Here is an 18,044-nt window from a genome sequence, read left to right on the forward strand (position 1 = left end):
CTACAGCGCGTTGAACCCCCGACCCCGAATCTTATCCGAATTCGGCCGGTCATCTAAGGGAGGGGTACCTTCCCATAATCGCATATGGGCAAACGCAGAAAGGCTGCGCCATGACTTGACTTGCCATCCTCCCCAACCCTATATCGCCGTCACGATCTTGGGGCGGAGTAGCTCAGTTGGTTAGAGCACGGGAATCATAATCCTGGGGTCGGGGGTTCAACTCCCTCCTCCGCTACCAATACTTTCAATAAAGCATTGTTTTACTTGATTAATACTCATCTGGCATCCAGCGACTGCCGGGGGGTCCGCTTTTAGCATATGCCTTCTCGGTCAGTTCCGCCATTGGGGTGCGAAAAACTGATAAAATACCTAAAGTAGCAAAATCTAGGCGTCGACTGTACCGGCAGGTCCACGTCAACAAAGCGCCCCACCCATAATCCTTTCCAAACTACTCCCTGACCATGCTGTCTGCGCGGATCAGGCATCGCACTTGAAAATCGAGAGCGGTTTCTCGAAGTTGACGGTGGGTTGAGGGAGACGGCTCATGAAGAAGGTCCTTTGGGTCAAATTCGGCTGGTCACAGTATTACCGTGGCGGCTCTGTCGACGGTAACTTTGGGTGGCTCAACGACATTAGAGATAAGAAGAATGAAGGTCGCGGGCACGAGGCATTCAACTTTGATCCAGGACCAGGTGGAACCTATTACTGCTACGTTCCGCCACAAAGAAAGGAGTACGCGCCTTCAAACGATGACCCGCATGGCTGGACGGTGATCTGTCTTGCGAAGAACCCAGAGCGCACCGGTGTCCATATCATCGGCTGGTACAACGACGCCACGCTGCATGGTGAGTGGCTTGATCCGCCTGCTGGCATGACCAAGAAGAGAAGGGATGTAGCTCACCAGGCCTATGACTGGTCGTACTGCATCAGCAGCAAAACCGCATACTTCGTTCCGCCCGAACATCGAGTCAGGCCATTCTCGGACTCTTCCATCAGGCAGGGAAAGTACTCATTCCTCGCAGGACCCGGTGTGCCCGTCAACGACACCAAGAGGCGTGTGCTCAAGCTTCTCGAAGATCGCCTGAAGGCGATGGCTACATTTGCGATCAAGAACCCGAACGAAGAAAGGGCACCCGATCCTGACCTCGACGCGGCCGATCCCTTGAAGAGCTTCGGCACGCCAGAGCATCGCAAGAAGGTTGAGAAAGCAGCCGAACGCGCAGTCATCGCGCACTACAAGATGAGGGGATACAGCTACAAGCGTGTGACGCATCTGCCTTGTGGTCACGACTTCGTTTTTACGAAGGGCAGGTCGGAGCTGCATGTCGAGGTGAAGGGCACGGCCAGTTCATCCCCCCAGTTCTTCCTAACCCGGAACGAGCATGAAAAGGGCTTACAATCCAATCCGGCATGGCGTCTTGTCTTGGTCACATCCGCGCTCTCCGACGCTCCGACTATCAACGCATACAATGCGGAGAGATTGAAGCAGGCATTCGATCTCGAACCCTACGTGTATGTTGGTTCATTCATTCCAGAGCCGGAAAACTGATCATCGGCCCGCTCATTTGCCGTCTGCGTGCCGTCCACGCTTCGCGCGAACCGATCTATCCGCTGATTTCGAAGCAGAAGGCTCCTTCAACAATTCCGGAACGTCCTCGGTCTTGATCAGAACCTTGCCCGGTTCCTCAATCGGCCATGACCGATATTTGGTCCGGGCCATAAACTCGATCTTGGATCTACTTCTCAAGACGCTGTCGAGGCGTCCCTGCTGATCCAGTCCACTGGATCCGAAATGGTCATCCAACGCCTCACGGCTGATCGCGCAGGAAACCGCGCTTCCAAGCGCTTCGCCCTCAAACATCACGATGTCCCTAGAGAAGTCATACCGAACCGGGGGACTGGAAAACGTCAGGTCGAGGCCGGGAATGGCTAGTCGTCGAAGATCAGTCGTCTTGAGCGTCAGATCTCGTGCGCTCGCACTGATGACGCTCAGCCCTTGGAGGAGCAGTTTGCGCCAGCTTGGTCCACGCCCATGAGCCTCTTCCCAGGCGAGCCTGAGCTCGTGAGGTCTTTTCTCAGCAAGCACGGTGAGCAATATATCGGCCTGACGAATATCCTTGTCTCGCTTGGCGGTGCCATCACGACGCCGACTCGACACGATCAGCTTGTGGACGGCATAGCGCGCCGGCGCGGGGACTTGGACGAAGACACCGGCATCATGGAGAAGTACTGCCGGCTCCGGATCATGGATGAGGAAGTCGAGAAAACGCAACGGCTGTGCATCCGTTTGCAGCGCCGGCAATGATTGCGGCTGACCGGTTTCTTCGCCTTCATTTGGCGTAAGAAAGTCTACTCGCAAGCCGCCTTTGGCCGCATAATTCGTTACCCGCCGGCCATCGAGCATATTTGGAATCGCCCTGAATGTCTTGTCGACACCCCGCAAGGTTTCGAGCACGGAGGGAGTATTGTCCTCTACGGCCAGTGACACATTCTTGAACTGAGCGATGTCGACATCGCCGGTCTCCAGGAGAGCATTGGCGAGTCTGACCCCCAGCATCGCCGAATATGTTTGGTATGCGACAGTCCCTACGAGCACGCCACGGAGACGAAAAACGCCAGCTTTGGCCAGGGCGGCGGTGACGTCGCCGATCTGCGGAATGGGGCGCGGCATGTTGAATGATCTCACCAGCGTAGAGACCAGCGCCCGACGTTCGCGTGCGTCGTTGCGCGCCTCTCGGTGACGGGCGATGTGCTCCAAGAGTTCAGGCGTCTCGACCCCCACATATCTTTGTTTACGCGCGGCGCCGACCCCAACCTGAAAATACCAATAGCGCCGCCCCTTAATCATCTTAGCGGTAAAAGCGCCTTCCTCGATGAACGCCTCGTCGAATGCCGCATTGGCACAGCGATCGAGCAATTCGGCATAGATTGTCTGCGCAACGAGCGAGGGAACTGCCACTTATGACGCCTTTTATACGCGACCTGCGGGATGAGTATAACCAATTTTCCCGACAATAGCCAGCCTAGTTATACTCAAAAACAGGAATGCGTATAATACAGTTACAGGTCTTACCGTCACTGGCTCCGGCTGTACCGCCACACGAAAGCCGGCGGGATATTCGCCATGATCGCCTTGGCCCGGCGGGCCTTGAGGCCGGCAGCCCGGCATTCCGCCCTGTCGATCGGCGGCCCGAACAGATAGCTGAACTGGACGAGCCGTCCTTCATCCGCGAGTGAGGCCGCCATGGCGCGCGAGATGCCGACGCGCACGTGTTCGGGCATACTGCGGAGCGGCAGGCCCGAGAGAATGCAGGGCACCTTGTCGTGCCCCTGCTCCTTCAGCAACCGCGGCAGCTCCTGGGCATCACCTTCGACAACGGTGACGCCCGGAAATTTGTGGCGCAGATGGCGCACGAACTCCTTGTCGAACTCGATCAGGATGAGATGCGAGGGCGCCACGCCGGCGGCGAGCAGTGCACGCGTGAAGGGTCCGGTGCCCGGTCCGATCTCCACGACAGTATCGCCGGGTCCGGGAGCCAGCGCGGCCACCATTGCCTTGGCGAGACTGGGACCGCTGGGCGCCACCGCCCCAACACCGAGCGGGCGGCGCAGATAGCGCCGCCAGAACAGCATTTCGTGATTACCCATCAGGTGAGCCGCTGAAACCGCAACAAGGTGAAGAAACCGAAAGGCTTCAAGGGCCGGCGTTCTTCGAGCTTGAGTTTGCCGCTGACCATCAGCGTCTCGACCGGGAAGTCCGGCCGCCAGCCAAGAATATCTGAGAAGCGCGCCAGCCTCTTCTCGACCACCGCGCGCAGGCCTTTGTCGATGCTGAAATGATTGACGATGAGGATATGGCCGCCGGGCTTGGTGACGCGGATGAGCTCGTTCATCACCTGCACCGGATCCGGCACCACCGTCATCACGAACATGGCGGCGGTCACGTCGAAGGTCTTGTCTTCGAAATCGAGCGCCGTCGCATCCATCTCGAGAAGCGCATCGACATGGCGCAGATGCTTGCGCTGCACCCGTTCGCGTGCCCGCATCAGCATGTCGGGCGACAGGTCGATGCCGGTGACTTTGAGCGTGTGCTTGTAATGGGGTAGCGACAGGCCGGTGCCGACGCCCACTTCCAATACCTTGCCGTGATAGCGATTGACGAGGGAGGTGGCTTGCTTGACGCCTGCTTCGACCACTTTGCCGAACGTTGCGTCATAAACCGGCGCCCAACGCCGATAGGCACGCATCACGTCGTGGTTGTCGATCTCAGCGAGCGCGCGGGCATTGCCCTGCATTTCTCTCTCCTGCTCCCGTTTCCCGATTATGTGACAACGGACAAGGCTTCTGGCAAGCGCCTATTTCCAGCCGTTGGAAAACCCCGGGATATGAAGCCGCCCCCCAGAACCCTGGCCCCTGGCCCGGGCTTTTCATAAAGAACGCAAGCCTGGCCCGGCGAAACGCCATATTCCCCCTGCGCAATGCCGACAAGCACACTGTCCTCCGCCCGGCGGATCTCCGCCTCGACCGGTGGCCGAGTCGAGCGAATCTTAGCAAAAATCGACTGTCCCTGCGAATCGATCGGCTGCTCACCCAGCCAGTTGACCTGGGAGAGCGCGATGTCGTGACGCAGCAGCGCCTCGCGCGGTCCCACCACCACACGCCGCGTCTCGGGCTCGATTCGCACTACATAAAGAGGATCCCCCTCGGCAATGCCGAGGCCGCGCCGCTGGCCGACGGTGAAATTGACCGTGCCCTTATGGCGCCCGAGCACCCTGCCGTCCTGATGGACGATATCGCCGGGCTCGGCGGCGTCCGGCCGGAGCTTGGCGATGAGATCGCCGTAACGGCCCTCCGGGACGAAACAGATATCCTGGCTGTCCGGCTTGTCGGCGACCGCTAGGCCGATCTCGGTGGCGATCCGGCGCGTTTCGCTCTTGGGCAAGGCACCCAGGGGGAAGCGCAGATAGTCGATCTGCTTCTGGGTCGTCGCGAACAGGAAATAGCTCTGGTCGCGGGCGATATCGGCAGGGGTATAGAGGTCGCGCCGGCCCGACCCGTCGGGGCGCGGGCGGCTCTCTATATAGTGTCCGGTGACCAGGGCCGCCGCATCGAGGTCCTGGGCCCGGCTGAGGAGGTCGGCGAATTTGACCGTCTGGTTGCAGCGGATGCAGGGCACCGGGGTGAAGCCATTGACATAGCTGTCGACGAAATCGTCGATCACTGCCTCGCGGAAGCGGCTCTCGAAATCGAGCACATAATGGGGAATGCCGAGCTGGCTCGCCACCCGGCGGGCATCGTGAATGTCCTGGCCGGCGCAGCAGGCGCCCTTCCGCTTAACGGCTTCGCCATGGTCATAGAGCTGGAGCGTGATGCCGACGACATCATAGCCGGCCCGCTTGAGTAAAGCTGCCGCTACGGAAGAATCGACGCCACCCGACATGGCGCAGACGATCCGGGTCGAGCCGGGCTCGCCCGGCAGGCCGATCGTCGCCCGCACATGCTCAAGGAGGCCGTCGGACTGGGTCATGGGCGGATAGATGGCGGCTCGTCCCTCGCTTGTAAACGTCAAACTGACGTACCTGTCCTGATTTGGCGCATAAGGCGCTCGAGATTTGCAAATTGTTCGGAACTGCTTAGCCCAATTTTAAGTGAAGACACTTACGCTCACCCCCGTAGTGAGTTTTGAGTACCCCAGTCGAGTATGGTGATGAACGGTCAGTTGCGTCCCCGCGTTAATTACGTCATTGGGCCCGATGGCAGTCCGCTGACCATTGCGGATTTACCGCCCCCCGGAAACCAGCGCTGGGTCATCCGCCGAAAGGCGGAAGTCGTGGCAGCTGTCCGGGGCGGGCTATTGAGCCTCGAAGAAGCCTGCGATCGTTACACCCTGACTGTCGAGGAATATCTGAGCTGGCAACGCTCGATCGACAAGCATGGGCTCGCCGGCTTGCGCACCACGCGCATCCAGCAATACCGCCAGTAGCGCATCCTTCCGGGAAATGAATGAGCCTGCAGTTGCAGGCCCTATTCGTTTTTGGAGCGGTGTTTGCCGATCTCATTCAAGAGACTGGCAAGGCCACCGCGCGCTTCGGCCGATCCCAGATGATCGACATAATCACGCGATTCGACGATCTCGCCGTCGCGCACCCGCATCACGAAAATGCAGGGATAGGAAAAGGCCGCCCCGGTTTCGAGATTGGTGCCGGCATAAGCGAACTCGGCCACGATCACTTCCGGATCGCTGGTCTCATGCACCTTGATGTTGCTCGGCCGCGCCGCGAGCGTCTTGCGCACCGGACGCCGCGAGAAATGCTCCGTAAGCTGAGCCCGGCTCGTCAGCCGTTCGCCGTGTAAGGGATCGAAGGGATGCGAGATATCGGTCCTCTCGGCATAAAGCTTGACGACATCGTCGAAATGGCCGTCGCACAGGCCGTTGACCAGGGCCAGAAAAACATCGCGGGGCTTGCGGGGAGCGCTCATTTCCGTCACATATTAGCGCCTGACGATGTTTTTTTGAAAGGAGGCCTGAATGATTGTCCTCTTGTCCCGTTTGGCTGGAGCCATCCGGAAAGCATTCTGACGCCCGCCGCGGCCCGTCCGCAGCGATAACGTTTCCTTCCGTCCGCCCAGCCTGAAACCGGAGCCTGCTTTGGCAGGTCCGATCGTCCATGCGCGCCTCGCATGAGGCGCCGTAGCTGGTGCACAAATGAATTCCGCAATTCTCGATCTCGCCGAACTCGGCTGGAGCGGCTATTTCGCCGCGCAACTCGATCCCGATACGCCTCTCATCCCCGCCCGCGTGATGGCGGTTCACCGTGACCGACTGGAGGTCTTGGGCGTTGGCCTCGACACCACCATCGCACCCTTCATCGCCGATGAAGATGACGACCAATCCCACGCCACCATCGGCGACTGGCTGCTCCTCGACCCGGCCCTCGGCCGGGCGCGCCGTCTTCTTGCCCGCCGCAGCCTGTTCAAGCGCCGCGCCGCCGGCACGGCGCGCAAGCTGCAGCTCATCGCCGCCAATGTCGACACGCTCTTCATCGTCTCGTCCTGCAATCAGGACTTCAACCAAGCGCGTCTCGAGCGTTATCTCGTCCTCGCCGAAGACGCCGAGGTCATGCCGGTCGTCGTCCTCACCAAAGCTGATCTCAGCGAGACGCCGGAAGACTATGTGCATGAGGCGGCGCGGCTCCTGCCCGGCCTTCTCGTCGAGATTGTCGATGCGCGCGATCCGAAAAGCACCGCCTGTCTGCTGCCCTGGTGCAAGAAAGGCCAGACCGTCGCTTTCGTGGGGTCGTCGGGCGTCGGTAAGTCGACGCTCGTCAACACGCTGACCGGCGGCGATTCCATTGTGACGCAGGCCATTCGCGGTGATGACGACAAGGGCCGCCACACCACGACGGGCCGCGCGCTGCATCGCCTCGCCGCCGGCGGCTGGCTGATGGACACGCCGGGCATGCGCGAATTGCAGCTGACCGATGCGGCTTCGGGGATAGACGGCGTCTTCGCCGACATCGCGGCGCTGGCCCAGGCCTGCCGCTTCAGCGATTGCCGGCATGATGGCGAGCCGGGCTGCGCCATCATCGCGGCCACCGCCGACGGCCCCCTCGATCCCGATCGTCTCAAACGCTGGCGCAAGCTCGCCGCCGAGGAAGCGCACAACAATGAAAGCCTCGCCGAGCGGCGCGCCCGCAGCAAGGCATTCGGCAAGATGGCCAAAAGCGTCATGAAGGCGAAACAGGAGCGTCGGGAATTCTGAGAAAAGAACCGTCATCCCGGCGCAAGCCGGGATCCACAAAAGCCTCCATGCGACAGGCGCTGCTCGCATTGTACGAATTCAATGGACCCCGACTTTCGTCGGGGTAACGGAGTATCGAGCGAACGGCCTTTTCATGCTTCAGGCTTGGTTCTATCTTCAGGCACGCATGAAGGTCCTCATTCTCTTCGCCCATCCCCGCCTGTCCCGCTCGCTCGTCCAGCGCATGCTTTATGACGCCGTCAGCACCTTGCCCGGCATCACCTTTCACGATCTCTATTCCGCCTATCCCGATTTCATGATCGATGTGGCGCGCGAGCAGGAGCTGCTTCTGGAGCATGACGTCATCGTGCTGCAGCATCCCTTCTACTGGTATTCCGCGCCGGCAATCGTCAAGGAATGGCTCGACCGCGTCCTCGAGATCGGCTGGGCATATGGGCCGGGCGGCACCCATCTGCAGCGCAAGTTCCTGATGAATGCCATCTCGACCGGTGGTGCCGAGACCGCCTACCATCATGGCGGGCGCAACCGCTTCGAGATCGCCGAGCTCCTGAGCCCGTTCAACCAGTCGGCCCATCTCTGCGGCATGGGTTATCTCGAACCCTTCGCCGTCTTCGCCGGCCGCTGGATGACGAGCGAGGACCTGGCGCTCAGGACCAGCGACTATCTGGGCCTCATCGAAGGCCTGCGCGACGGCCATATCGACCCGATGCACCGCCTGGCCAAGGGCTACAGCCTGCCGCTTGCCTTCGAGGGGCATCGGTCTCACAAGAAGCGCCATGCAACTTAGCCTCGACAGCTTCCTGCTCGGCGCCTTCATCTATTTGGGCGCCGCGGTCATCTCGGTGCCGATCGCCACGCGGCTCGGCCTCGGCTCGGTTCTGGGCTATCTCATCGCCGGCATGCTGATCGGCCCCTCGGTTCTGGGCCTCATCGGCAGCGAGGGCGAGGATGTCATGCATTTCGCCGAATTCGGCGTCATCGTCATGCTGTTCCTGGTCGGCCTCGAGCTGCAGCCCTCCAAGCTGTGGAACCTGCGCAAGCCGATCCTCGGGCTCGGCGGCCTGCAAGTGGTGGGCACGGCCGCCACCATCGCCGTCGCCTTGATCCTGTGCGGCACCGCCTGGAAGACATCGCTCACCATCGGCCTCATCCTGGCCATGTCCTCGACGGCCATCGTGCTGCAGAGCCTCGCCGAGCGCGGCCAGCTCAAGACCTCGGGCGGCCAGTCGGTGTTCTCCGTGCTGCTGTTCCAGGACATCGCCGTCATCCCGATCCTGGCGCTGCTGCCGCTCTTGGCGGTGAATGGCGGCGAGGTCGCGCATGGCGAGGCCGGCCATATTGCCCGCCTGCCCGCCTGGCAACAGGCGGTTGTCGTCTTCGCCGCGGTGGCCATGATCGTGCTGGCCGGGCGTTATCTGATGCGCCCCCTCTTCCGCCTCATCGCCATGACGGGCCTGCGCGAGATTTTCGTCGCGCTGGCGCTGGCGCTCGTCGTCGGCATCACGCTGCTCATGGAAATGGTCGGCCTGTCGCCGGCGCTCGGCACCTTCCTCGCCGGCGTGCTGCTCGCCGAAAGCGAATACCGCCATGAGATCGAGATGGATCTCGATCCCTTCAAGGGCCTTCTGCTCGCGGTGTTTTTCATCGCCGTCGGTGCCGGCATCAATTTCAAGCTGATCGCCAGCGAGCCCGGCCTGATCTTCGGCGGCGTCCTCGCTTTCGTCGCCCTCAAGCTCATCGTGCTTTATGCCATCGCCCGCTTCGCCCGCATGAAGCCGCCGCGCGCCTCGCTGTTCTCCTTCTCGCTGGCGCAAGGTGGCGAATTCGCTTTCGTGCTCATCTCCTTTGCCGCGGGGCTCGGCCTTCTCGCGGTGGCGCAGGCCAGCATGCTGGTCGCCATCGTAGCGCTCTCCATGGCCATCGCCCCCTTGCTGATGATGCTCGATGCCAAAGTGATCCAGCCGCGTTTCGAGCGCTACGGCTTCCAGCGCGAGGCCGACCGCATCGATCCCGCGGGATCTTCGGCGATCATCTTAGGACATGGCCGCTTCGGCATGACGGTCGGCCGCGTGCTCGCCGCCAATGGCTCACGCGCCACGGTGCTCGACCACGATGCCGAGCAGATCGATGCGCTCCGCCGCTTCGGCTTCAAGGTCTTTTATGGCGACGCCTCGCGCGAGGACCTGCTCGCGGCCGCCGGCGCCGAGGACGCGAAGATCCTCGTCGTCGCCATCGACGACCGCGACAAGATCCTGCAGATCGTCGAAACGGCGAAGCGCCGCTTTCCGCATCTCGAGATCTTCGCCCGCGCCTTCGACCGCACCCACGCTTATGCGCTGTTCAATGCCGGCGTCGAGCATGTCTATCGCGAGGTCTATGACTCGTCCCTCGTCATGGCCGAAGACGCGCTGGTGGCGCTCGGCACCCATCCGTACGAGGCAACGCGCGCCTTGCAGGTTTTCCGCAAGCATGACGAGGCGTTGATCCGCCGCTCCGCCCGCCATGCCGGCGACATCGACACCATCATCGACATTTCGCGCGCCGCGCAAGCCGAGATCGAGCGCGTGCTGTCGGGCGACCAGCGCCCCCGCCCGGAACTGGCGCCCGACCGGTCCTGGGACACGCAGAACGACGCCGCGCGCGATCCGCGCAGCATGAGCGAGAATGAGGAGAAGGCCGCATCGTGACGCAAGAATTTAAAATCGACCCGCGCAACGAGAACATCCTGATCTCGGTCAATGGCGAGCTCTTGCCGCGCGCCAAGGCGGTGGTCTCGGTCTTCGATTCGGGCTTCATCCTGGGCGACGGCGTGTGGGAAGGCCTGCGCCTTCATGATGGCGGCATCGCTTTTCTGCGCGAGCATATTGAAAGGCTCTATGAAGGCGCCAAAGCGATCTTCATGGATATCGGCCTCACGCCGGACGAATTGGTGGCGCGCCTCTTCGCCTGTCTCGACGCCAACAGGATGACCGACGGCGTGCATATCCGCCTGATGGTCACGCGTGGTGTCAAGGCGACGCCCTATCAGGATCCGCGCGCCACCATTTCGCCCGCCACCATCGTCATCATTCCGGAATGGAAGTCGCCGAAGCCGGAGGTGGTGGCCAAAGGCCTCAAGCTGCACACCGTCAATGTGCGCCGCGGCGCGCCCGACGTGCAGGACCAGAAGCTCAACTCGCATTCCAAGCTCAATTGCATCACCGCCTGCGTGCAGGCGATGAATGCCGGCGCCGACGAGGCGCTGATGCTCGATCCTCTGGGCTTCGTCGCCACCTGCAACTCGACGCATTTCTTCATCGTTCGTCGCGGCGAAGTGTGGACGTCGAGCGGCCAATATTGCATTCCGGGCATTACCCGTTCGGCCGTCATCCGCGCCTGCAGGGAGAACGGCATTGCGGTCTTCGAGAAGCAGTTCTCGCTCTATGACGTCTATGGCGCCGATGAGGCTTTCGTCACCGGCACTTTCGCCGGCCTCGTACCGGTGCGCGAGATCGACGGCCGTATCGTCGCCCATCCACTAGCGCCGAAGGGCGACTGGACGGGCATCGGCCCGATGACGGAACGGCTCACCGGCCTCTACAAGGCGCTGGCCAAACGCGAAGCGAAGCGCGCCCTCTGATGAAATCCGTCACCATCGCCATGTGGTCGGGACCGCGCAACATCTCGACCGCGATGATGTATTCCTTCGGCAACCGGCCGGACTGTTTCGCCTGGGACGAGCCTTTCTACGCCTTCGCGCTTAAGAACCACGGCAACGACCATCCGATGCGCGACGAGATCATCGCCCATCACGAGAGCGACTGGGACAGGCTCGTCAAGGCCTGCCTCGCGCCGCCGCCGGACGGCAAGAGCGTCGTCTACCAGAAGCATATGACGCATCACATGCTGAAGGGCTTCGACCGCGCCTGGATCCTGCCGCTCACCAACGCCTTTCTCATCCGCCGGCCCGAGCGTGTCCTGGCGAGCTATACGCGCAAATGGGCGGATGTTTCCTTGCGCGATATCGGCTTCGTCGAGCAGGCCGAGATCTTCGACCTCGTCGCCGATCATCTGGGCCGCGCCCCCGCCGTCATCGACGCCGATGATGTGCTGGCCGACCCCCGGCGCACCCTCGGCCGGCTGTGCGCGGCCTGCGCCATTCCCTTCGACGACCACATGCTGAGCTGGCCCAAGGGCCCGAAAAGCTTCGACGGCGTCTGGGCGCCGCATTGGTACAATGCGGTCTGGGCATCGACCGGTTTCGCCAAGCCGGAGAACCGGCCCATTGAGTTGAGCCCGCATCTGGCCAGGATCGCCGAGGCGGCTCAGCCTCATTACCAGCGCCTGCGGGATCACAAGCTGAGCTAGAGCCTACAAGCTACACGTCCGGCTTCAGCTCGCCGGCGAAGGGCGCGTGGATCGGGACGAGCGGCGGCACGCCGAGAATGTCGTCGGCGAGCTTCTCGGCCATCATCATGATCGGCGCATTCGTATTTCCGGTGGTCAGGCTCGGGATGATGGACCCGTCTACGACGCGCAGATTTTCGACTCCGAAGACCTTGCCCGTGGCAGAAACCACGGCATCCGGATTGTGCGCCGATCCCATCCGACACGTGCCGGAAGCGTGGTATCCGCTGGTTCCCGTCTCGCGACAGAACTGCTCGACGCTCTGGCGCGAATTTATTTCGACACCGGGCTTCATTTCCTTGCCGCGAATAGCATCGAATGCCGGGCGCGCGATGACATCGCGGACGATTTCTATGCAGCGTCGCGCCTTTGCGAGGTCGTAATCGGTCGACAGATAATTCAGCACGATTTCCGGCGCTTTATCCACGTCAAGTGATCGGGCTTTCACATGTCCGCGGTTTCTCGGCCTCTGATGCGCGATGGTTATGCAGAACCCTCCCGGCTTCGACTTCGGCGACAGGCCGTCGGCCAGCTGAAGCGGCATGAACTGGAACTGGACATCCGGATATCCAAGCGAATTGTCGCTTTTGACGAAGGCGACGCCCTCGCAATGATTGGACTCGCCAAATCCTCTCCGTGTCAGGATCCATTCAAGACCGATTTTGGCTTTGCCGAGGGGGCCGAGATGACGGTTGAGAGACACCTCGTCGGGACATGTCCAGGACAGATAGAATTCGTAGTGATCCTGGAGATTCTGTCCGACACCGCGCAGCGCCGCGACCGTCGCAACACCGAGCTCCTTGAGATGGGAAGGCTCGCCGATTCCGGAGACCTGCAGAATCTGCGGCGAATTGATCGCCCCGGCGCAGAGGAGCACCTCGCGTTCGGCGCGAATCTTCCTGACCTGCGCGCCCTGACGATACTCCACGCCGACAGCCTTTGTGCCCTCGAACAGGATCCTCACCACGGTTGCGCCGGTCTTGACCCTAAGATTCTTCCGATGCCGGACAGGACGCAGATAGGCCCACGAAGCGCTGGCGCGGATGCCATTATCGACATTGCGCTCGAAACGTCCGAAACCTTCTTGCTGATAGCCATTGATATCCAGCGTCAGCGGATAGCCGGCTTGTTCGCCCGCCTTCTGGAACGAGTCGTAGCTGGCGAAGGCCCAGGGTCCCGCCTTGACCCGGACCGGGCCGGTTCGGCCGCGATAGAGGTCATCGCCGCTATCGCTGCTTTCGAGCTTCTTGAAATACGGCAGCACTTCCGCATACGACCAGCCTTGCGCGCCTTCGGTGACCCAGCGCTGATAATCGAGCGGGCTGCAGCGCGTGTAGCACATGCCGTTGATGCCGGACGAGCCGCCCAGGATCTTTCCGCGCGGCTGATACACCTTGCGCCCGAAAAGCTGCGCTTCGGGCTCGGTATGGTAGGAACGCGTATAGGGCCCGCCTTGAAAATTTATCCCATAGGCGGCCGGCATGTGTACGCTCCAGGCCCGCCAGTCATCCGCGGGACCGGCTTCGAGCAAGACCACGCCGGTGGCGGGATCGCCGCTCAGCCTGTTGGCCAGCACACAGCCGGCAGAACCGCCCCCGATGATGACAAAATCCGCACTTTCCATTTCAGCCACTATCGGCCCCTTGTTGGATCAGGATGAATATGACGCATATAGGTGTGAATCGCCGGAAGCGGCCTACCAGCCCAGCGCCGACAATTTCGCGGCGGATTCACGGATATCGCCGTCGGGGCTGGCTGAAATGACCTCGATGATGGGCGGCCCGAGCAGATCCAGCCGGCCGACTGGAGCGGCAAGGGCGGTGAAATCGATCACGCTGTTCTTCAACCCGATCGCGGCGTGATCATATCTGGCCCGCGTCGTGTCCGACACATGCAGGTATTTCAGGCGCGGGCTGAGTAATTCGAGCTCGGCCGCCACGTCGGCGCCGATGAAGGCGCCATTGGCGATGTCATACACCACCCCGATGCCGGGATCGCCATAACGCTCGAGAGCCGCCAGCAGCCCCTGCGCATCGGGCAGGAACGCAAAGGGCATGTTCTCGACCAGGACATTTACGCCGGCGCGTTTCGCCACCGGCAGGAGAAAGTCCAGGCCGTCAAAAAAGCGGCTGGCAAGCAGCTCCAGGGGCGCCGACAGCAGGCCATTCGCCTTGCCGGGGCCGACAATGACATTCGCGCATCCGATCTCGCCCGCCAGCTCGATGATCCCCGCGATGACGTCCAGCGAATAGCGGCGCATTTCGGGAGAAGCACCGGCAATATTGATGTCGATATTCGGCTGATTGAGCGTGGAGACGACCAGCCCGTTGTCCCCGACATATTTCCTGATCGCCTGCTTCTGGGCGGAGGTTGCCTCGCCGGGCCAGAGATGCCCGGGAAACGCCATGAGCTCGAAGCGTGAAAATCCGAGCTGATGCACGCGCTGCAGAAAGCCAAGCGCGTCGGTGTCATAGATATAAGAGTAGGAGTTGATGCCGAAATCAGCGGCTGCCGTGGTCATGCGTCATCTCGGTCATCAGGGCTTCATCTACACTTGCGACAATATCGCTTATCAAGCGACAATACGAAAATCAACCGCCGTCAATTCATCATCGCACACATATCTAACCCCGAATCCCAGCAAAACGCGCTAGTTCATCAGGAAGGTACTGTCTCTCATTCGCTATTGTAGCATAATTTTCTATATTGACAAATTTCATTTCCCGCTGAAATCTGACCGGGCTTAAAAACACAAATGACAAGGGAAGTGGGAGATGAAACGCATTTTGGGAGCTCTGAGCATTGCCGCGGTGATGGCGGCCTCAACGGTCGTCCAGGCCCAGGACATTGTTCTCCAGGCACTCTTCATGAAGCAGACCGCCTATAGCGACAAAGACGTGCGCGACATGACGACCGATTTCGAGGCTGCCCATCCGGGGATCAAGGTCAATCTCGAATTCGTGCCTTACGAAGCCCTGCACAACAAGATTGTCGCCTCCATCAGCGCCGGTTCGGGTGGATATGATGTCGCCCTCGTGGACACGATCTGGCCGGCAGAGTTCGCCACGAACCAGTTTGTCGACGACCTCACGAGCCTGGTTCCGCCGCGCGATCCCATCTTCGGCGGCGCCTGGAAGACCGGTGAATATGACGGAAAGATCTGGGCGATGCCCTGGATCCTCGACACGAAATATCTGTTCTACAACAAGGATATTCTCGCCAAGGCCGGGTTCGATCATCCCCCCGCGACACTCGACGAGCTGACCCAGCAGGCCAAGGTCATCAAGGACAAGGGTCTTGCCGACTACCCGATCGTGTGGAGCTGGGGTCAGGCGGAGGCGCTCGTCTGCGATTACGCGCTTCTCGTCCAGGCCTTCGGAGGCCAGTTCTATGACGAAAACGGCGAACCCGCCTTCACCAAAGGCGGCGCGCTCAAGGCCTTGCAGTTCATGGTGGGCTCGATCAAGGACGGCATATCCAATCCCCGTTCGACCGAGTTCCTCGAGGAAGAGGTCCGCAATACCTTCTCGAGCGGCCGGGCGGCTTTCGCGCTGAACTGGACTTATATGTGGCCGCTCGCCAACGACCCCAAGCAGAGCGAGGTGGCCGGCAAGATCGGCATCGTGCCGGCGCCCGGAACGCCCGAAGGCAGCCCGCAGGCCGCCATCAACGGCTCGATGGGTCTGAGCATCATGCGGAATTCGGACAAGAAGGATGCCGCCTGGCTATATATCAAGTATCTGACCTCGCAGGAAACGCAGGACAAATACGCCAGCATGAGCCTGCCGATCTGGAAGAGCTCCTACGCTGATCCGAAGGTGGTCAAGGGTCAGGAAGAGCTGATCAAGGCGGCCGAAACCTCTGTCGCGATCATGTATAATCGCCCGACAAAGGTTCAGTACCAGGAAATTTCCACCCTGCTCCAGCAGCAGATTCAAAGCGCGCTGCTCGGCCTCCAATCGCCGGAACAGGCGATGAAGGAGCTCGCTTCACAGACCAGCGGAATGAAGTGAGGATCGCGCCGTGCTTGCCATGGGTGCAGGTCGCCGATGGCAAGCCCCCTATGCACCCTCCCCTGCGGCTCCTTCCAGCGAAAATCGCGATGACGCGAAGCCGCCTCCTTTCAGAAATGATCCCGCCGGACAGACTGTGACGCTCATTAGACGAGAAAACCGGACAGCATGGCTGCTGCTCCTTCCCATGTTCATCATCGTGCTCGGGGTAACGGGCTACCCGCTGCTGCAATCGATCTGGTTGTCATTTCATTCGCGCCCGCTGGCGGGACACGATGTCCAGGCCGAATGGGTCGGGCTGGCCAACTTCAAGACTGTTCTCGAGAATGCGGCCTTCCGCGCGGCGGTTGCGCGCACACTCTATTTCACGATCGTATCGGTCCTCGCTGAGGCGATGATTGGCGTCATGGTCGCCCTTCTGCTCGACCAGGAATTTCGCGGGCGCGCCTTTGTTCGCGCCCTGCTGGTGCTGCCTTTGGCGATGCCCACGGTGGTGTCGGCCATGATGTGGCGACTGATCTACAATCCCGAATATGGCGCCTTCAATGCCCTGCTGCTCCAGATCGGCCTGATCGACAATTATCAGTCCTGGCTCGGCACACCCGGCCTGGCCATGAACATGGTGATCGTTGCCGAGGTGTGGAAGAACTTCTCGATCGTGGCGATCATCGTGCTTGCCGCCCTGCAGACGATTCCGCGTGAGCTGTATGAGGCCGCGACAATCGATAGCGCGGGACCGTGGGCTCGCTTCCGCAATGTCACCTGGCCTGGCATTCTGGCACCGCTCAGCGTGGCGTTGGTGCTGCGCACGATCGAAGCCTTCAAGGTCTTCGACATCTTCTACGTCATGACGCGCGGCGGCCCCGCCAACACGACCAAGACCGCCACCTTCTTCGTGTACGACGAATCCTTTGCGTTCCTGCGGGCCGGCAGCGCCGCCTCATACGCACTCGTCGTCGTTGCGATCTCGATGGTGCTGATTGCGATCTATGTCCGTCTGCTTCGGAGGCAGGACCAGCCATGAGAAGAATTTTCTGGCGCATCGCCCTCTATGCGAGCGTGTTGCTTGTCACGGCCATCATCCTGGCGCCGGTATGCTGGATGTTCATCATGAGCGTCAGCTCCATGACCGATCTGACCGCACGGCCGATGCAATGGCTTCCGGCAACGATGGATTTTTCCCGCTACCGCATGTTGTTGACGTTCGAGCCGAACTCGCCCGGCGAGATATTCCTCCTTGCGCTGCGCAATACCTTCCTCGCGGCGGCGGGAGCGTCCATTTTGTCACTGATAGTCGGTTTTCCCGCCGCCTACAGTTTCTCGCGGCTTCCTGGCCGGCGGGCTCCGCTTCTCTATCTGGTGCTCTCGACATACATGCTGCCGTCGGTGGCATTGATCCTGCCGATATATATCGCGCTGAGCGCATTCGGCCTGCTCAATACCCCGTTCAGCCTCGCGGTCGTCTACTGCTCGATCGTGCTGCCCTTCGTCGTCTGGCTGCTCACCGGCAATCTCAATACGCTGCCGCGTGAAATCGACCACGCCGCGGCGATGGATGGTGCCAATCTCTGGCAGACCATTCGCCATGTCGTGCTTCCCTTGTCGGGAGCGGCCATTGGCACGGCGGCATTGTTTGGACTTCTGCTGGCGTGGGACGAGTTCTTTTTCTCGCTCATCCTGACCAATGACCTGCGCGCCAAGACGCTGAGTGTCGCGATCGCGGATTTCGCCGCCGGCCGCGCGACCGACTACCCGCTTATCGCGACAGCGGGCCTGCTTTCGGCGCTGCCCCCGGTCTTCATCGCCTTCTTCCTGCAGCGCTCTCTCGTCAAGGGATTGGCGGCGGGCAGCGTGAAAGGCTGATCGCGCAAGCAGTTGACAGA

General features: G+C 61.0%; 17 protein-coding genes and 1 tRNA gene. 11 read left to right on the forward strand and 7 right to left on the reverse strand.

Annotated elements, in window-relative coordinates:
* The first annotated feature begins 161 nt into the window (after nucleotides 1-161).
* Both JHL16_RS14755 and JHL16_RS14760 read left to right on the forward strand, forming a co-directional pair.
* Nucleotides 162-238 (forward strand) — tRNA-Met (locus JHL16_RS14755).
* 306 nt (nucleotides 239-544) lie between these two features.
* The gene (locus JHL16_RS14760; RefSeq protein ID WP_200185594.1) at nucleotides 545-1,549 is read left to right on the forward strand and encodes a protein NO VEIN domain-containing protein; all 1,005 of its coding nucleotides are present in this window, start codon (nucleotides 545-547) and stop codon (nucleotides 1,547-1,549) included.
* A gap of 12 nt (nucleotides 1,550-1,561) precedes the next feature.
* On the opposite strand, the gene JHL16_RS14765 is transcribed toward JHL16_RS14760, so the two are convergent.
* From JHL16_RS14765 to mnmA, 4 genes are all read right to left on the reverse strand, one after another.
* Nucleotides 1,562-2,959 (reverse strand): GSU2403 family nucleotidyltransferase fold protein, encoded by a 1,398-nt coding sequence (locus tag JHL16_RS14765; RefSeq protein WP_200185595.1) that lies wholly within the window; start codon nucleotides 2,957-2,959, stop codon nucleotides 1,562-1,564.
* A 116-nt stretch (nucleotides 2,960-3,075) separates the two neighbouring features.
* Entirely contained in the window at nucleotides 3,076-3,648 is a 573-nt protein-coding gene (locus JHL16_RS14770) for a class I SAM-dependent methyltransferase (RefSeq protein ID WP_200185596.1), read from the reverse strand.
* Complete coding sequence (locus tag JHL16_RS14775) at nucleotides 3,648-4,295, reverse strand: class I SAM-dependent methyltransferase (protein WP_200185597.1); 648 nt, start codon at nucleotides 4,293-4,295, stop codon at nucleotides 3,648-3,650. The genes JHL16_RS14770 and JHL16_RS14775 overlap by 1 nt, the downstream gene beginning before the upstream one ends.
* A gap of 26 nt (nucleotides 4,296-4,321) precedes the next feature.
* Nucleotides 4,322-5,527, reverse strand: coding sequence for a tRNA 2-thiouridine(34) synthase MnmA (gene mnmA, locus JHL16_RS14780; RefSeq protein ID WP_200185598.1), 1,206 nt, complete (start codon nucleotides 5,525-5,527; stop codon nucleotides 4,322-4,324).
* 180 nt (nucleotides 5,528-5,707) lie between these two features.
* Here mnmA and sciP point away from each other — a divergent pair, with 180 nt between their 5' ends.
* On the forward strand, nucleotides 5,708-5,983 hold the full coding sequence (gene sciP, locus JHL16_RS14785) for a CtrA inhibitor SciP (RefSeq protein WP_137858205.1): 276 nt from the start codon (nucleotides 5,708-5,710) through the stop codon (nucleotides 5,981-5,983).
* 41 nt (nucleotides 5,984-6,024) lie between these two features.
* On the opposite strand, the gene JHL16_RS14790 is transcribed toward sciP, so the two are convergent.
* On the reverse strand, nucleotides 6,025-6,480 hold the full coding sequence (locus tag JHL16_RS14790) for a nuclear transport factor 2 family protein (protein ID WP_200185599.1): 456 nt from the start codon (nucleotides 6,478-6,480) through the stop codon (nucleotides 6,025-6,027).
* Between the two features lie 226 nt (nucleotides 6,481-6,706).
* Here JHL16_RS14790 and rsgA point away from each other — a divergent pair, with 226 nt between their 5' ends.
* The 5 genes from rsgA to JHL16_RS14815 all read left to right on the forward strand — a co-directional run bounded on the left by rsgA (nucleotide 6,707) and on the right by JHL16_RS14815 (nucleotide 12,109).
* The gene (gene rsgA / locus JHL16_RS14795) at nucleotides 6,707-7,762 is read left to right on the forward strand and encodes a ribosome small subunit-dependent GTPase A (RefSeq protein ID WP_200185600.1); all 1,056 of its coding nucleotides are present in this window, start codon (nucleotides 6,707-6,709) and stop codon (nucleotides 7,760-7,762) included.
* A gap of 166 nt (nucleotides 7,763-7,928) precedes the next feature.
* Nucleotides 7,929-8,549, forward strand: coding sequence for an NAD(P)H-dependent oxidoreductase (locus JHL16_RS14800; RefSeq protein ID WP_200185601.1), 621 nt, complete (start codon nucleotides 7,929-7,931; stop codon nucleotides 8,547-8,549).
* Nucleotides 8,539-10,449: a monovalent cation:proton antiporter-2 (CPA2) family protein gene (locus JHL16_RS14805; protein ID WP_200185602.1), complete on the forward strand. Its 1,911-nt coding sequence runs from the start codon at nucleotides 8,539-8,541 to the stop codon at nucleotides 10,447-10,449. Before JHL16_RS14800 ends, JHL16_RS14805 begins: the two co-directional genes overlap by 11 nt.
* A complete protein-coding gene (locus tag JHL16_RS14810; RefSeq protein ID WP_200185603.1) occupies nucleotides 10,446-11,381 on the forward strand; it encodes an aminotransferase class IV in 936 nt (311 codons plus the stop codon). Before JHL16_RS14805 ends, JHL16_RS14810 begins: the two co-directional genes overlap by 4 nt.
* Nucleotides 11,381-12,109 (forward strand): sulfotransferase-like domain-containing protein, encoded by a 729-nt coding sequence (locus JHL16_RS14815; protein WP_200185604.1) that lies wholly within the window; start codon nucleotides 11,381-11,383, stop codon nucleotides 12,107-12,109. Before JHL16_RS14810 ends, JHL16_RS14815 begins: the two co-directional genes overlap by 1 nt.
* A 10-nt stretch (nucleotides 12,110-12,119) precedes the next feature.
* On the opposite strand, the gene JHL16_RS14820 is transcribed toward JHL16_RS14815, so the two are convergent.
* Nucleotides 12,120-13,772, reverse strand: a complete 1,653-nt coding sequence (locus tag JHL16_RS14820) for a choline dehydrogenase (RefSeq protein WP_200185605.1) — start codon at nucleotides 13,770-13,772, stop codon at nucleotides 12,120-12,122.
* A gap of 72 nt (nucleotides 13,773-13,844) precedes the next feature.
* Nucleotides 13,845-14,669, reverse strand: a complete 825-nt coding sequence (locus JHL16_RS14825) for a sugar phosphate isomerase/epimerase family protein (protein ID WP_200185606.1) — start codon at nucleotides 14,667-14,669, stop codon at nucleotides 13,845-13,847.
* 253 nt (nucleotides 14,670-14,922) lie between these two features.
* Here JHL16_RS14825 and JHL16_RS14830 point away from each other — a divergent pair, with 253 nt between their 5' ends.
* The 3 genes from JHL16_RS14830 to JHL16_RS14840 all read left to right on the forward strand — a co-directional run bounded on the left by JHL16_RS14830 (nucleotide 14,923) and on the right by JHL16_RS14840 (nucleotide 18,024).
* Entirely contained in the window at nucleotides 14,923-16,161 is a 1,239-nt protein-coding gene (locus JHL16_RS14830) for an extracellular solute-binding protein (protein ID WP_200185607.1), read from the forward strand.
* A 187-nt stretch (nucleotides 16,162-16,348) separates the two neighbouring features.
* The gene (locus tag JHL16_RS14835) at nucleotides 16,349-17,185 is read left to right on the forward strand and encodes a carbohydrate ABC transporter permease (RefSeq protein WP_200185608.1); all 837 of its coding nucleotides are present in this window, start codon (nucleotides 16,349-16,351) and stop codon (nucleotides 17,183-17,185) included.
* Nucleotides 17,182-18,024, forward strand: a complete 843-nt coding sequence (locus JHL16_RS14840) for a carbohydrate ABC transporter permease (RefSeq protein ID WP_200185609.1) — start codon at nucleotides 17,182-17,184, stop codon at nucleotides 18,022-18,024. Before JHL16_RS14835 ends, JHL16_RS14840 begins: the two co-directional genes overlap by 4 nt.
* The last annotated feature ends 20 nt before the right edge of the window (nucleotides 18,025-18,044 follow it).

The sequence above is a fragment of the Taklimakanibacter albus genome (assembly GCF_016595235.1).
Classification (GTDB): Bacteria; Pseudomonadota; Alphaproteobacteria; order Rhizobiales; family Aestuariivirgaceae; genus Taklimakanibacter; species Taklimakanibacter albus.

Coding starts and splice junctions, on each gene's coding strand:
- JHL16_RS14840 (WP_200185609.1), top strand. CDS start 17,182: ATGAGAAGAATTTTCTGGCGCATCGCCCTCTATGCGAGCGTGTTGCTT.
- sciP (WP_137858205.1), top strand. CDS start 5,708: ATGAACGGTCAGTTGCGTCCCCGCGTTAATTACGTCATTGGGCCCGAT.
- JHL16_RS14835 (WP_200185608.1), top strand. CDS start 16,349: ATGTTCATCATCGTGCTCGGGGTAACGGGCTACCCGCTGCTGCAATCG.
- JHL16_RS14820 (WP_200185605.1), bottom strand. CDS start 13,772: ATGGAAAGTGCGGATTTTGTCATCATCGGGGGCGGTTCTGCCGGCTGT.
- mnmA (WP_200185598.1), bottom strand. CDS start 5,527: ATGACCCAGTCCGACGGCCTCCTTGAGCATGTGCGGGCGACGATCGGC.
- JHL16_RS14770 (WP_200185596.1), bottom strand. CDS start 3,648: ATGGGTAATCACGAAATGCTGTTCTGGCGGCGCTATCTGCGCCGCCCG.
- JHL16_RS14830 (WP_200185607.1), top strand. CDS start 14,923: ATGAAACGCATTTTGGGAGCTCTGAGCATTGCCGCGGTGATGGCGGCC.
- JHL16_RS14775 (WP_200185597.1), bottom strand. CDS start 4,295: ATGCAGGGCAATGCCCGCGCGCTCGCTGAGATCGACAACCACGACGTG.
- JHL16_RS14805 (WP_200185602.1), top strand. CDS start 8,539: ATGCAACTTAGCCTCGACAGCTTCCTGCTCGGCGCCTTCATCTATTTG.
- JHL16_RS14790 (WP_200185599.1), bottom strand. CDS start 6,480: ATGAGCGCTCCCCGCAAGCCCCGCGATGTTTTTCTGGCCCTGGTCAAC.
- JHL16_RS14825 (WP_200185606.1), bottom strand. CDS start 14,669: ATGACCACGGCAGCCGCTGATTTCGGCATCAACTCCTACTCTTATATC.
- JHL16_RS14760 (WP_200185594.1), top strand. CDS start 545: ATGAAGAAGGTCCTTTGGGTCAAATTCGGCTGGTCACAGTATTACCGT.
- JHL16_RS14815 (WP_200185604.1), top strand. CDS start 11,381: ATGAAATCCGTCACCATCGCCATGTGGTCGGGACCGCGCAACATCTCG.
- rsgA (WP_200185600.1), top strand. CDS start 6,707: ATGAATTCCGCAATTCTCGATCTCGCCGAACTCGGCTGGAGCGGCTAT.
- JHL16_RS14800 (WP_200185601.1), top strand. CDS start 7,929: ATGAAGGTCCTCATTCTCTTCGCCCATCCCCGCCTGTCCCGCTCGCTC.